This window comes from Tunturiibacter psychrotolerans (assembly GCF_051013365.1).
GTDB classification, from domain to species: Bacteria; Acidobacteriota; Terriglobia; order Terriglobales; family Acidobacteriaceae; genus Edaphobacter; species Edaphobacter psychrotolerans_A.
Window position 1 is genome coordinate 1,791,913 of the sequence record NZ_CP132941.1, and the last position, 14,129, is coordinate 1,806,041.

General features: G+C 56.7%; 11 protein-coding genes and 1 tRNA gene. 7 read left to right on the forward strand and 5 right to left on the reverse strand.

Annotated features, from left to right (window positions below):
* Nucleotides 1-13 precede the first annotated feature (13 nt).
* A complete protein-coding gene (locus RBB76_RS07520; protein WP_429628039.1) occupies nucleotides 14-2,080 on the reverse strand; it encodes a SpoIIE family protein phosphatase in 2,067 nt (688 codons plus the stop codon).
* Between the two features lie 540 nt (nucleotides 2,081-2,620).
* On the reverse strand, nucleotides 2,621-3,235 hold the full coding sequence (locus RBB76_RS07525; protein ID WP_429628038.1) for a hypothetical protein: 615 nt from the start codon (nucleotides 3,233-3,235) through the stop codon (nucleotides 2,621-2,623).
* A 288-nt stretch (nucleotides 3,236-3,523) separates the two neighbouring features.
* Here RBB76_RS07525 and RBB76_RS07530 point away from each other — a divergent pair, with 288 nt between their 5' ends.
* Nucleotides 3,524-3,898, forward strand: a complete 375-nt coding sequence (locus RBB76_RS07530; protein WP_429628037.1) for a tyrosine-type recombinase/integrase — start codon at nucleotides 3,524-3,526, stop codon at nucleotides 3,896-3,898.
* A 130-nt stretch (nucleotides 3,899-4,028) separates the two neighbouring features.
* Nucleotides 4,029-4,104: transfer RNA gene (locus RBB76_RS07535), tRNA-Ile, on the forward strand.
* Nucleotides 4,105-4,776: 672 nt separating this feature from the next.
* On the opposite strand, the gene RBB76_RS07540 is transcribed toward RBB76_RS07535, so the two are convergent.
* Together RBB76_RS07540 and RBB76_RS07545 are read right to left on the reverse strand one after the other, a co-directional pair.
* Nucleotides 4,777-8,187: a carboxypeptidase regulatory-like domain-containing protein gene (locus RBB76_RS07540; RefSeq protein ID WP_429628036.1), complete on the reverse strand. Its 3,411-nt coding sequence runs from the start codon at nucleotides 8,185-8,187 to the stop codon at nucleotides 4,777-4,779.
* A 604-nt stretch (nucleotides 8,188-8,791) separates the two neighbouring features.
* Entirely contained in the window at nucleotides 8,792-9,394 is a 603-nt protein-coding gene (locus tag RBB76_RS07545; RefSeq protein WP_429628035.1) for a hypothetical protein, read from the reverse strand.
* A 622-nt stretch (nucleotides 9,395-10,016) separates the two neighbouring features.
* On the opposite strand from RBB76_RS07545, the gene RBB76_RS07550 reads away from it, so the two are divergent.
* Nucleotides 10,017-10,376 carry a hypothetical protein gene (locus RBB76_RS07550; protein WP_429628034.1) on the forward strand — a complete coding sequence of 120 codons (360 nt, stop codon included), beginning with the start codon at nucleotides 10,017-10,019 and terminating at the stop codon, nucleotides 10,374-10,376.
* Here RBB76_RS07550 and RBB76_RS07555 read toward each other — a convergent pair.
* Complete coding sequence (locus tag RBB76_RS07555; protein WP_429628033.1) at nucleotides 10,363-10,815, reverse strand: hypothetical protein; 453 nt, start codon at nucleotides 10,813-10,815, stop codon at nucleotides 10,363-10,365. The two genes, RBB76_RS07550 and RBB76_RS07555, sit on opposite strands and share 14 nt — an antisense overlap.
* A gap of 226 nt (nucleotides 10,816-11,041) precedes the next feature.
* Here RBB76_RS07555 and RBB76_RS07560 point away from each other — a divergent pair, with 226 nt between their 5' ends.
* The 4 genes from RBB76_RS07560 to RBB76_RS07575 all read left to right on the forward strand — a co-directional run bounded on the left by RBB76_RS07560 (nucleotide 11,042) and on the right by RBB76_RS07575 (nucleotide 14,097).
* On the forward strand, nucleotides 11,042-11,686 hold the full coding sequence (locus RBB76_RS07560; RefSeq protein ID WP_429628032.1) for a hypothetical protein: 645 nt from the start codon (nucleotides 11,042-11,044) through the stop codon (nucleotides 11,684-11,686).
* Nucleotides 11,687-12,024: 338 nt separating this feature from the next.
* A complete protein-coding gene (locus tag RBB76_RS07565) occupies nucleotides 12,025-12,324 on the forward strand; it encodes a hypothetical protein (RefSeq protein WP_429628031.1) in 300 nt (99 codons plus the stop codon).
* Nucleotides 12,293-12,886 carry a hypothetical protein gene (locus RBB76_RS07570; protein WP_429628030.1) on the forward strand — a complete coding sequence of 198 codons (594 nt, stop codon included), beginning with the start codon at nucleotides 12,293-12,295 and terminating at the stop codon, nucleotides 12,884-12,886. Before RBB76_RS07565 ends, RBB76_RS07570 begins: the two co-directional genes overlap by 32 nt.
* Nucleotides 12,835-14,097: a PP2C family protein-serine/threonine phosphatase gene (locus tag RBB76_RS07575; protein WP_429628028.1), complete on the forward strand. Its 1,263-nt coding sequence runs from the start codon at nucleotides 12,835-12,837 to the stop codon at nucleotides 14,095-14,097. The genes RBB76_RS07570 and RBB76_RS07575 overlap by 52 nt, the downstream gene beginning before the upstream one ends.
* Nucleotides 14,098-14,129: the final 32 nt, after the last annotated feature.

Sequence of the window (14,129 nt, forward strand, 5' to 3'; positions counted from 1 at the left end):
GAATTTCAACTCGCTAAGTCGCGGCAAGAACGATCTTCTGATCAGGAACATTTCCAGGCGTTTGCAGACGCTGAATTCGTAGAACGAGAATGTCATCCTCTTGACCAAAGTCCTGAGCTGCAGACGCCAGCTCTGCCGCCGAGATCGACTGTTGCAGCATCTTCTCGATACGTTCAAATCCAAACAGCTGTTTGTGTTGATCCTGTGCCTCTGCGACTCCGTCGGACATCAGCATCAATGTGTCTCCAGGCGCCAACGTGAAATGCGAGACAAAGAACTCTGCTCCCGGCACGACACCGATCGGTAGCGAGCCTCCCATCTCGAGTTCTACGCCGTTCCGGTAAGGTGGCAGATGTCCGGCGTTTGCCAGAGTTACATGCCCGTCGGTACCGATCTGGAGGATGAGGCAAGTAGCACTCGCCCGTCCCCGACCCCACAGCCGGTCGTTTAGACTGTTCATCAAGACTAAAGGATCGGAATCGTATTGGACTGCGGTTCGAATCGCACCGACGATCAGCGCGACCAGCATTCCAGCTTGCAAGCCCTTCCCTGTGACGTCACCAACCACAATCAATACGCTGCCATCCTCCTGCACGGGGAGGATCTGGAAGAAGTCCCCGCCAACCTCACGTGCCGGACGATATTCGCTCTCAATCGCGAGACCAGGTATTTTTGGTAGCTGTTCTGGAATGAGCACATGCTGAATCTGTCGCGCCTGCTCGATCTCCGCCTTCCACTGCTCGCGTATCCGCTGAGTATGCAGAAATCGTCGAACCAACATCACCGTAATCAGGAAGAGAGAGAAGATCGTCGAGATGGTTCCCAGATGGAGAGCGAATCCAAGTAGGTCGAACGTCGTCTTTATATGGAGCAGGCTGAGCTGGGTCTGAAAGAGAGAGATCGCAATCAAAAGCACTGCCGAAAAAGCCAGCCAGCCCTCAGTTTTTTGCTTCCGGATGCCTTGAACAGTAATTGCGCATAACAGCACTCCAAAGCACACTCTCAGCGGAAGCAAAATAGGAGTGATGTAGGCGGCGGCATGCACAGGGATGTGCTCGCCGTAGAGCGGAGCACTTATCATGGCCGTTCCGACCATCGTAAGAGCTACCAATCCCCACACTACGCGATGAACCCATTGCATCCGGCCAATCCGAAACCAGTATCCCCAGAATATGACCCACAGTCCGATCCTGATCGGACCAATGATGACGGACTGCAGGAAAAATCCAGTCGTCAGGGCGATCCACGGTACAAAACTGACGATAAGGACAACGCCGTTCCCAAGGATCGTGACGGCACAAACCAGGCTCAGCCACAGGTAAGAAGGTTCGGTGCGATCCATCGAAAGAAGGCTGACCGCCACCATCCACGCAAGTAGCAGAATCAGCATCTCGAGGAAGCCGCTGCCAACGACATGAGCGGTATTGTCCCAGTCCATCTGAATCAGCGTTCCGATTACTCCAGCGTGACCAAGAATTGGGGGCTCATGCATCCCGCCCGCATCGGGAGTCTGGAAGAGAGATGCGCTATCCATATAAACGCGCACGGCAATGGTGATTGGTCCATTGCGGAGTTCTCGGGGCAGACGGAAGGCTCGAGGAAGCGTGCTGTATGCCGTCGCTTTGCGTTCGCCAAATCGGCCAAGTTCACCGAGGAGCTGACCATTCACATAAAGTTGGTATGCATCATCGACCTCGTTCGGCATCTTGATCGCAAGTCTGCCGTGAGAACTCTGAACGTTGACTCGCAGCCGATACCATGCGAACCCTGCATGGTTTTCATAGCCGTTCGCCGTCCAGCCGGGGATATACCCGCTGCTGCCTAGCTCGGGATTTGCGGATCCAGCGGGCGGCGTTAGATCTTGAGTCCCCCAACTTGAGTCGTCGAAGTCCTGCGCTGCCCAGGCCATATCGTCGCCGATGTGGAACTTCCAGATGCCGGAGAGCTCGACAGTGCCATCGCCCAGAGTAGCCTCGAGCTGCGCTGGTGCTGGGAGGGCCGCCGAGGGTTTCTGTCCCCGCAGTCCGGTCGCAAAACCAAAAAGCAGCAACAACACAACCGAAGTTCCTGCGTAGCGCATAGGTGCAACTCTCAAGATCTGCTTAATATACCCATCAGCTGGTCACTTCGCCCTATCAGTGGCAGGACGGAAGTAGAAATTACTCGAAGGCACAATTCTTGCCGTCTCATTCGTCTGTAGACAGATGCACTGCTCGATTACTTCGGGCTGCAACGCAGCTCCCTATGATCGCTCTAACGGCCAACCGTCTTATTCTGAGTGACGTCTGTTGGGCTTTTTGGAAGCCTCTCTCAATGAGCGCCAAGCAGATGAATTCTGGGGTGAGGAGGTTGGAGCCCAAGGGGATGCCTGATCCGCAGGTTACGCAAATCGGCACTCTGCTGTCAACGTCATCCTTTTGACACGATGAGACTTTGCGGCAGACGACCGTCGGATCCCACGAGTTCACGGCGAGCCCGTTCCTGCACGATAGCACCGGTCAACCCTGGCTTTTCCGGCGCACTTCAGACAAGAAAGCCCGGACCTGAGTCCGGGCTTCTCCGATTGTCCTGTCCGAAGTTTCTCCGATTCAACTTCGCTTGTTCAGCGGGTGCCGTCGGCCTACTTTCTAGCAGTCGTCCAGATCCGACGTGACATATACAAGCCAGCCATCATGACTCCAGTCGAAAAAAGCAGCAGGGAGTCAGGCTCAGGGGTAACGCCAACTGTTCCATTTCCTCCTTGGAAATCAGCGGGGTCGGCGCCCTGTTCGAACACGATGAGGTTATTGCCGGTAGGAACACCTGGCCCACCACCAAAGATGAGATCGTAAAATCCAGTCGCCTCGTTGTTCGTACAAGACACGACGTCCAGTCCACTCGGCAATCCGCTCTGACCCTGTGAATCGCAACCTGCAGGCTGGTCGTCAAGTGGTGCGAGAAGGAAGTGGAGCGTGAGACTGTCAATAGTTTGGCCCGAAAAGTTACTCAAAACGAAGCATCCGTATGGTGTTGCGTTCGGACCTAGGTTTATGCCCACGGAGTTACAGGCGGCCGTTGAAAGATTAACTGTGGTAAGAGTATCGTTACCATCGAACTCTTGACAAAACGTGTTGCCCATTTCACACGTAGGCGGGTCAAGAACTGTCATGCGGTAGTCGACGCCGTCAGCATGGGCAAAGCCGGAACCACCGCATAGCAGGGCTACGACAAAAAGGACGCGAAGAAGATATTTCATTTTCTGTATTCCTCCAGAAAGGACTCTCTAATTGATCTGCAATGTCGTTGAATCAGAAACTGCGCCCGAAGCCGCTTGTACTGAATTTTTTGGCTTTTAGCTGCCATGCAGATAAGCACGCGTGGTGCCAAAAGAAACTCCAAAGATTCAGGCGAATTATCGATCTCCCGCGTTGCAATGCGCAAAAGATTGCACACTAAACGGAAGTAATAGTACTTCAAGGGCACACCCCCGAAGAGTGATGTAAATCACAGAAAGACCGCACCATGGAGGGTTGGCGGGTTACGGATGGATACAGGTCAGGGACGGCAAGTCGAAGAACGCACGCCGCACTGTGCCAGTAACTGCAAGGCTCGCTCTCTGTTGATAGAAGAACAGAAGACAACAAAATCCGATTGGGTGTTCGCAGGCGACGCTCCAAACAAGCCGATACTGGGAACGAGTTTGGCTCACATGCACACGAAGGTGTGTCGCCCGCGAAAAGGCAAAAGCCGAAAGAACCACTTCCCTTCCGACTTCGTGCTTCACTCGCTGCGGCACACCGCGCTAACTCGCTTAGGAGAGGCTGGAGCCGATGCGTTTACAATAATGAAATTGGCTGGCCACTCTAGCGTGACTATCTCTCAGCGGTACGTGCACCCAACAGGTGAGACCGTACTCTAGCCTTTGACAGGTTAGAGGCCCTGAGCAATCGCGCACTAGAGGCGACAAGTGGCCAGTAGTAGGTACGACTTTAGATACAGGGCAAGTCCGAGTTCTGGGATCTCGCTCGTAAACTACTGATAATAAAGGCGGGCCTGTAGCTCAACGGTTAGAGCAGGGGACTCATAATCCCTTGGTTGGGGGTTCAAATCCCTCCGGGCCCACCACCTAAATTACACATTTTACTAGGTTTGATAGCTCTATTCTAGGAAAGCGCGAAATGCTCGTAAAAGGCACTGTGCCTGATTTTGTGCCTAGTCAATCGAAAAGCGTGCCGCTTTTTCGGAATCCACCTTGCGTTTAATGCCGGTCGCATTACCCCGTGAATCGAAGTTGCCGAAAACTATGACTTTCGAGGAATGTCGGCTAGACGGCTGCGCTCGGAGCAAGGGGAGAACGTCTGGAGTTTTGATCACCATTTTGGTGTGATATTTGAGAGTTTTCTGGAGGGATGCCCAAATCGACCACGACATTAGGCCAAGCCAACGTCCATCACGAAGGCCCGGACATTGCGCACATGCGTCAGATGCGAATACCGACACATGATCGACACACCCATGGGTAAGTGCCACAGCGAATCACTTCAAACTGTGCCGGAGTACCCCGAGCAACTATGCGAATACCTTGATAGCGACACATGCCGCACAAGATTCGTCTGATCCAACATGATGGTCGATGTCGCCGGCACGGAAGCCAGAAGACAATTTCATAGATGTCGTCGGCGGCGGTGATGAACTCGACACCCTCCTTCTAAGTGACATGAGGCGAAGTGGAGGGTGGGTTATAGGGAACTGATCTTATCTCTCGGCGAGGCTGCCTCGCCGAGAGACTTTGTTGGATTAGAAGATCAGCTTGAGGGCGGCTTGGATCTGTCGGGCGCCCGTGGTGCCGTCATTCTGTCCGACTTGTGCCGTGGTGAGACCGAACAGAGGGGATCCAAGGGTGATCGTACCGGTTGATAGGCCGGAGTTGCCCGGCGTTACGAAGTTGGGGTGGTTGAGTACATTGTAGCTTTCGACGCGGAAGACGAGTTTGGTCTGCTCAAAAATGGTCTGGGTTTTCTGGAAGACCGCGTCGGTATTGACGTAGCCGGGACCAAAGAACTTGTTGCGGTGAATGGCCACGTTCTCGTCGAAGGGGGCGTTGGTGAAAGATTCGACATTGGGGCCTACTAAGACGCCACCTGAGACTTTGCTGCCGCGGCCGGAGGGATAGGCTGGGCCGATTTGCTCGGGTCGGTTGTTGACAGCGGTGTGAAGGTTATCTACGGTACCGCGGAGATCGAAGGGCTCGCCGGTCTGGGCTGTCTCAATGCCGGAGATCTGGATGCCTTCGAGGAGGTGACCGACGAGGCCGTGGTTGAGGTGGGCAGCGCCGATGCCGACTGGCAGGTCGTAGACGACGGCGACTGTGGCGCGATGACGGACGTCGAAGTCGGAGTTTCCGTACTCGGGACCGAGATCGAAGGTATTGCGTGGCAGGCCGCTGTTGCCGGCGCCAGGCGTGAGCGGGTCGCTGCCATTATCCAGCGAGTGGGCATAGGTGTAGCTGGCGGTTATGACGGCGCCGCTGTACTGGCCCTTTACAGTCGCCTGAAGAGAGTTGTAGTTGCCGTCGACGATGGAGGTCTGGAAGAGCTCGTGGAAGAAGGCAGTGTTGTTGACGGCAGGGTTGAATACGTTTCCGTTTACGTCGGTACCACCGGTGTAGAGGCTAGTATTGGTGAGCGCGGCGGGGTCAATGCCTGCTGCAATCTCCGCCTGAACGAGATTCGGCTGCGGTGGTGCGCCGTCGATCTCGCGCAGGGCGTGGAGGGAGTGGCTGCCGACATAGTTGAGTTCGCCGGTGAGGCGTGCGTTGATCTGGCGCTGAATGCCAATGTTCCAGCTATAGCTGGTGGGCATCTTGAGATTCGGGTCAATGACGACGGGCTCCAGATAATCTCCATCGGTGATGGAGGCTGATGGGGTCAGGTTACCGGGAAGTTGGACGTTCGAGACCGTGAACGATCCGGGGTCGTTCGGGTTGTATAAGGCGTTGAGTGAGGCCTGGAAGGGAGGGTTGGACTTGGCGTTGCCGAAGAGGTTATCGAAGATGCGGTCGTGGAATATGCCGAAGCCGCCGCGGATGGCGGTTTTCCCATCTCCGTTGACGTCGTAGGCGAAGCCTACACGCGGTTCCCACATGTTCCAGTTATCTTTGAAGAGCTGATGGCCGGTGCCGGGGCCAACTTGGGTGAAGAGGAATCCGCCGGGAGGCGTGGCGACCGAGGCATTGCCGTAAAAGTTTGAGAAGTTCGCATCGCGCTCGAAGGGAACGCCGTTGAAGGCGTAACGCAGACCGGCGATAACGGTGAAGCGAGGCGTTACCTTGAGGGTGTCCTGTGCAAAGGTGGCCCACTCGCGCTGCACGAAGCGAGTGAGATCGGTGCTGCGGCGGGTGCCGTCGGCAGTGAAGAACTGGTACTCGGAGAGGTTTGCGACGGAGCCTTGCGCGCCCCAGATGTAGTCCTCGAAGGTCTCGATGTCGTTGGGGGAGCCGTTGAAGGTGTAAGCAGGGGTGTTGAAGTTCAAGTAGTTGTCTAGCGCGAGAGAGGCGCGGGAGAAGAAGTTATCGTAACTGGTGTCTTTGACGTTGCGGAATTCGCCACCGAACTTAATGGTGTGACGTCCCTTGGTGATGGTGAAGGTATCTCCAAAGAGGAGGGTGGAGCTGAGGCGGGCCTGGCCATTGCTGTCGCCGAGGTCATAGCAGCCGAAGTTGTTGCCGTTGAAGAAGCCGGGGACGTTGACGTCGAAACCGTTTCCGAAGTTGTCTACACCCAGCAACGCGTCGAAGGCGGCGTGGTTGCAGAAGAAGCCATTGTTGTTCTGATTGTAGGAGGCGCGGAAGAGATTGGTGGCACTGCTGGACAGCGCGGAAGCTATAGAGACGACGCCATTGTGCGCGGTGTCGAGTACGGTAGTGTTGCCATAGCCGGGCAGGCTCTCGTCGTGGAAGGGATCGCTCTCAGCGGAGTGGAAATAGTTATAGCGAATGGTGAGTTGGTGTTTGTTGGTCAGCTTGTGGTCAAAACGGCCAGTGAGGGCATAGTTGTTGAGCGAGTCGGGCGAGGGAAAGTTATAGATTGTGCTGGCGCCGTCGCCGAGATCCTGCTGGCCGACGGGGGTGATGGCAAAGATCTTCTGGATGGTGGGGTCGAGCGGGAGACCTGAGAGGTTGTTAGGGTTAGCGGGATTTGTGAGGTCAACGGGGGTGACGGTGCCGTCGGAGCCGACATAGTTGAAGATACCGGTTCGGAAGGCGGCAGTCGGGGTGACAGTTGAGGCAGTGCGTGTGGTCTGGAAGCGCTGGACCTCAGCGTTGAGGAAGAAGAAGGTGTGGTCCTTCCAGATGGGTCCGCCGACAGAGGCACCGACATCATTGCGGACGTATGGATCCTGCGGTCCGTTGGCTTTTGTGTTAAAAAAGTCGCGTGCGCCGAGAGCGTTATAGCGGCCGAACCAGTAGACGTCACCGTGGAATTGGTTGGAGCCGCCACGGGTGATGACGTCGATGATGGCACCGGTGTTGCGTCCGAATTCGGCATCGAAGCCGTTGGTGATGACGCGGAACTCCTGGGTGGAGTCGGGATTGGCGGAGGTAATGCCGCCGGGGATGCCGGGGACGGAGGTGTCGTTGTTGTCGGCGCCGTCAAGCAGGAAGTTGTTGTTGCGGTCGCGCTGGCCGTTGACTGCGAAGCCGCCGTCATTGTTGAGAGAGTTGACAACACCGGGAGAGAGCAGCACTAGCTGGTAGGGGTCGCGCAGGATGAGGGGGAGGGACAGGATCTGCTTCGAGTCGATGACAGTGGAGAGTTGGAAGCTGTCGGTCTCGACAGGGGCAGTCGTGACCTCCTGCACGTCAACTGTGGTGTTCCCACCGGAGACGCCTAGCGTGAAGTTGATCGGGAGAGTGGCGGCGATGTTGAGAATGACATTCTTGCGAGTCTCCTCCTGAAAGCCGGAGGCGGTGGCTGACACGTTGTAGACCGCTGGCGGCAAGGCGGCGAAGTCATAGATGCCTGCGGAGCTGCTCGAGACAGTGCGAGTAATGCCGGTAGCAGGAGCGGTGGCGGTGATCTGTGCGTTCGAGATGACGGCTCCGGATGTGTCGAGAACCTGACCGGTGATGCTGCCGGTCTGAGCTACCGCTCCGGTCACTGATAGTCCGATAACGGACACTATTCCGAGAAGAACTCTCAAGCGCATATAGGCAACTCCATGACAAATTTGGCTCCCACGTAATAGTCAAAAGCTCAGAAAAAGTTCCCGCAGCTTGAGATAATTCTTCCTATGAGAGCGCGTCTCGTTCGGTCACTGCATTCAAGTGACCAAACGAAAGTTGGCCGACATTCGCATAATTTAGAATTTGAAAAAGGAATTTTGAGAGATGAATATTAGATTTGGTAGTGCGATTTCAAGTTATAGAAACCTAGCGTGATCAGGATTGATTAGTTGATCACCTCGCGACCCTATTTACGAAGCGGAGCATGTGCACTAACGAGCTTTCGCTGGAGGATTCACTTCAAAGTTTTTGTCCCAAAGTAGAGAGCATCAGCCGCGCGCTTGGCAGGCCACTTGTCTTTCGCTAGATGCCTGATCCTTCGTCGAGCATCGCATAACTACATGCGTGCCTCGGCGCGGCTAACGACATTGCTCAAGGCTGAATCCTTACACAAGCGCGTCGTTCCTCGCGTAAAACTGGGTTATGAGAAACTTCGACCTTGAACTTGCCGATAAGCTGACTTTTCAGGAGATTCGCCTAAGAGGCTCGTGGCAGTCCCGCCGCACTAACTCTGCAACGCTCCTCACTTCACGATGTTTTCGGAAGCCGCAGATGATCGTCCAGGTTGAACGGAACGAGCGCATAGGTCTTCCCATCGTCCAATTCTATCGACGTCTTAGTGAGGTCATTGAAGGTATTCAGTTGGCCCGCAGACATTAACCAGCCAAGAATGTGTCCGTGATACCGCATCGCCGCCATCGCAATCAGGCATGAGGCTGATCGGGTGACGTGTTCTGAAGCCCGAAAGCCGCGAACGCAGCGTGGAGCTTCTGCTTGCCGAAGTCGAACCAGAGTGGGGGGCTTATAGGGGTCGCTCCGGGAAGCTGCAGAGTTGTCTGGGCAATACCTCCCGCCACCCCTTCGTCGTCCTTGTACTTGAAGCCTGCCTTGCATTCTTTGCTGGCGATGAACTCGAACAACAACAGCGTTGAGGCGTTCGCATTCGACGGCGGGGTTCTCTTGCGGCGAGCCGCCGGGAAGGTCGGCCAACAGAATTGGTTTCATGCAGCGGCTGGCAAGCTCATGCTCCTTAGCTTGGTTCTGCATAGAGCCGAACACCGCGACGTGACCCTCGTCGATGCTCATTTGCGCATCGCGCACCACAAGTTCGACGGGGAAGCGCATGGTCAACCCCGTTGCCGTCTCATGGAAGACTCCGGGCTGGTCCGTTTGCGCCTTGACGGCTCCGCTGCACGCAGTCAGCAGGCAAAGTACCTTCAGGAATCGCTTGGGCGAAAGAGTACCACGCTCCTTGCCGCAGAGCCTCTTGTTTTCTTGCGTCTAACGCACCCGCTTCGTGCTGGGAAATTGCTCTTAGGGATAAGCGACGACGGCTCGAGCCGTTGGACTGCCGAAAAACGGCGTTTGCGGCAACTTCGACCACCAGGGCACCCGATCAGTTTCGAACTTGCCCCAAACCTGACATTACGTGCACTGCGAAGATCACTTCCGCGAAGCCGACATTCCGGTACCAATTCTGCGCCAAATAAGCCAACGCGGCAGTTTTCATCATCGGCTCTCAGCTAAGGCTTATAGTGATAGGGAAAACGCCGATGCTTCGCTCCTGTTCGTTGAGGTTCGAAGTTTCATCTAGAAAGATTTCTCTCTGAATGCGTCCTAGAAATCATGTGTTCTTGTTGTTCCTGTTCACCTTTTGTGGCGGTTTACACGCTCAGACATATGTGCCGTGGTGCACAGCCGAAATGCTGGATGTGCATCTGTTTTCCCGCCCGAACCATCGAACGGGCCTAGCTTGGCACATCTACTTGTATTCGATCTGCGGAATCGCGGGACGGAACTATGCAGCCTGATCAATTTTGACGTTCACCTGCCTATCGAGGACGGAAACAGCTACCGGTTTGGCGGCGGAATGGACCACAGTGTGGCTGCGAAGACATTTAGCGACGCCCAATTCCGCATGGCACCCGGCGATGAGGTTCACAGGGTAATCACGTGGTCATCGGTCCCTCAAACGCAGGAGCAACCCGCCTACGATGACTGCCTCTCCTCCGATGGTTTTACCGCTACTCTTGGCCGCAACCAACCAATTCTGACAGTCAACCGATTGCCGGGAGCATCGGATCGGTTGGGTCACGAACCTAAACGCTGGTAGTTCCAGTTGCAATGACAGGCTTTCCATCATGCATCAGTTCGGTGGTCGTTTCGTAGTCCACCGGACCAACGCGCTCGGGAAGAATTTTGTAGTCGCGGAGCATGATTTCGGAGAATCGCTTTGGGCCTTCGGGAGAGTGTGCTTTGACGGGCGCACAGTGATTGACGACTACGGTCGTCTGCCCATCTGCTTCCCGCCTGCGCAGTGTCTGAAATGCGCATGCTCCGGTATCACCGCTTAGGCGTTCAAGCCAGAGCACAAACCAGCCGCTGTAGCCGGACTCAAACGTGCTCTTTAGATATTGAATCGAATCGAAGCTGCGGAGCCTAGTCGGTGCAATCGACGACGGCGGCTCCGCGATGTCGCTTCGATGCAGACCGTAACGGGCTAACCAGTCCGCAGATAATTCTTCACCTGGGACGAAGGGGCCAGCTCGCATGGAGGCAATCCAGGCCTGCCCGCACTGCTCCAGCCAGAGATGGTCCGAATCTTCAGGTAGGAAGGTTGGCCTAGGCGTTTGCCGCGATTGTTCTGACGCCTTGTTCGCAGGGCGTAGCCAACACTGGAGCAAATTGGAGCCAACGCAGTCGGCGCACTTTGTTGTGACCGCAAAACCTGTATACGGCATCTATCACAGCCCGTGCGCTTTCCGGTTGAAGCTTTTCTTGGCTAACGCTGGAAGCACCACCCGGCTCGACTACGGGCTCCCGGCGTGCGGACAAATTGATGTCTCTGCCTGGCGCGACGGCGCCTACGACAATGACCCTCTGAACCTCCATTACGTGCGCTCGAAACCAAGCACTGATGAACCCCTTGATCTGCCCGAGGCATGCGCCAAAGAGATCACGCCTGCGACGGGGCGTCCTCTTATGTTTGCATCCCATGGCACAGTCCAGTTTGGCCTTTCGGCACGGTCCAGCGCCTTCCGCGACAACGCGCCACTGGCAATCTGGGTCTACAACCCTACCGACAAAGAAGTCGGCGTCATGACCTGCATGGACCTCGATGGCTTATTCCTCGGAGGGTTTGATGTTCTCGACCAAAGCGGAAATCGCGTGCTCGCCAAGCAGGAAGTAAAGGCCGGGCACCCAACGATGCGCGAACTCATGGCGTGTACTAGGAACTTCCCGATCAACATCCAGGCGCATAGCTGCGTTCACGGCGATCTCGACCACCCCGGCTACGACTTCGTAAAGAACCTCGGCTCGATGTATACACTCCCCGCAGGACATTATCAGGTCGTGCCGAGACTCAAGGAAGGAGAACAGAGGCTCACAATAACAGGTCTCGCAGTCGATGTAACCCCTTGAAATGGATCTTCACTCCAACTGAGGCACTCTTGTGATCTTTCTCAGAAACGCGCTTGCGTTTATTAACCCACGGAACGCCGGGGGGGCGAGCCCCAATCTAGACGCGAGCCGAAGTTGCCGAAAACGGGTTTTGGGAAATTACGCTTTCCGGCTGGCGGAGTTGCCGCAAACATCGACTTCACGGGAGTATCGAGAGCGTACACGTCTCGTGCCGCGATTGACGCTGCCACAGCACAGCGGACGGTCGCGAAGCGTCAGGAGTGGAATCCGCGTGCTGTGTCCAACCAGCCAACCCCACCTCTATTGCTTACTCGCTAGCGAGTGATACTCTCGCAGCAATGCGAAAGTTAGGGTTGGTTCTGCTCGTTGTGCTGCCCATTTGTCCTCCGACCTTCTCCCAGGCGGTCACAGCTCCGGCCCGATCTCCAACCACAGCACCAAGTCCCTCGGGCCAGACTCCTCCCCAAACTTCGATCCAGACCATCACGCTAGGCAACGCCGCCTTCGCCCTCACCGGGCCCTGGAAGTTCCAGCCCGGCGACTCCCCCATCGTCAACGGCTCCCCCCTCTGGGCCCAGCCGCAATTCGACGACGCCCACTGGGCCCGTGAGCCTCGCTCCCCAGGCCGGGTCCGTTGACATCGTGTTAGGAACCTCCGGCTACGTCCCCGGCTGGACCAGCACCGGCTATCCCAACCTCAGCGGCTACGCCTGGTATCGCCTCCGCGTGCATGTCACAGACCCCACCCAGCCCCTCTGGCTCAAGATGCCCATTAACTTCGACGATGCCTACCAGGTCTTCGCCAACGGCCGCTTCCTCGGCCAGTTTGGCAACTTCTCCGCAAAGCATGTCACTGTATACGTCGCCAACCCCGCCTCCTTCCCTCTGCCTGCGCCCGGCCCCGACGGAGACCTCGATCTCGCCGTCCGTTTCTACATGAATACCTCCACCCCATTCGGCGATTCCGACGCCGGCGGCCTGCACGGTCCCCCCATCCTCGGGCTGGCCTCCACCGTGCATCTGCTTCAGGTCTCAGATGACGACGCCACCCTCCACTCCCAGTTCGGAGGTCTCCTGAGAATTTTCCTCGACCTGCTGGTGATGCCGTTGGTCCTGTGGGCCTTATGGTACAACCCTCAGGAGCGCGCTTGGTATGGCTCTTCCTTGCCTTGGGATGGGCTGTTATCGACAGCGTGGTAGTCGCTCTCGCGAACCTGACCACGCTGCTGAGCGCTGTCGAGTCCAACTGGGTCTCGATTCTTACGCTGCCGTTGTGGACCATGTTCTGGTGGAACTGGTTCGGCCTGAGCGAGAGACGCTGGATTCCCCGTGCCGCGTGGCTCCTGGCAGCGACTCTTACACTGCTGAAATTCTGCCTGAAGTCGCCGTATCTCAGCTTTAGCTTCGTTCCGCTGTCGTCACTGCACTGGTTCAACGGGGCATCCGTCTGGGTCAACGTCCCCTACCAGTTTCTGCTGATCGTCATTCTTGTGGAAGGCTATCGCCGCGACCGCACCGAGGCCCTGCTCGCTGCCTTCCCCATCCTTCTGCTCATGTATGGCACTTTCGGCACCTATCTTCGACACGCCTTCCACATTCCCGACGTATTCTTCCCCTTCGGCCTCGGCATGACAGTCGCAGATATCGTTTCCATGCTGCTCATTCTCGTGGTCGCCGCGCTATCCCTTCGCCGCTTCCTCCGCACCCAGGTCCGCGAATCCCTCGTCCACGAAGCCGCCCGCAAAGACCTCGAACAAGCCCAGCAACTTCAGCAGCGCGTCCTCGTCCCGGACACCATCCACTCCCCCATCTTCACCATCGAATCCGAGTACCGCCCCGCCCTCACCGTCGGCGGCGACTTCTACCAGACCCTCTCCAAACCCGACGGCACCCTCATCCTCGTCATCGGCGACGTCTCCGGCAAAGGCATCAGCGCCGCCATGCTCGTCGCCGTCCTCGTCGGCGCCATCCGCTCCCACGCCGACTTCACCTCCGACCCCGCCTCCATGCTCGCCATGCTCAACCGCCGCATGATCGGCCGCTCCGGCGGCCACTTCGCCACCTGCCTCGCCGCCGAGATCTCCCCCTCCGGCATCATGCGCATCGCCAACGCCGGACACATCCCTCCCTACCGCAACGGACTCGAACTCGACCTCGATGGCTCCCTCCCCCTCGGTATCGCCGAAGACGCCACCTACGACACCCAAACCCTCCAACTCCAACCCGGCGACCACCTAACCTTCATCACCGACGGCGTAGTCGAAGCCACCAACGCAGCCAAGGAACTCTACGGCTTCGACCGCACCCGCGACATCAGCAACCAGCCCGCAGCCGCCATCGCCGATCACGTCCAAAACTTCGGCCAGGACGACGACATCACCGTCCTCGGCATCCAGTTCGCCGCCGCTTAACCATCCACCGTCGCTTCCACCGGCTACCAAAA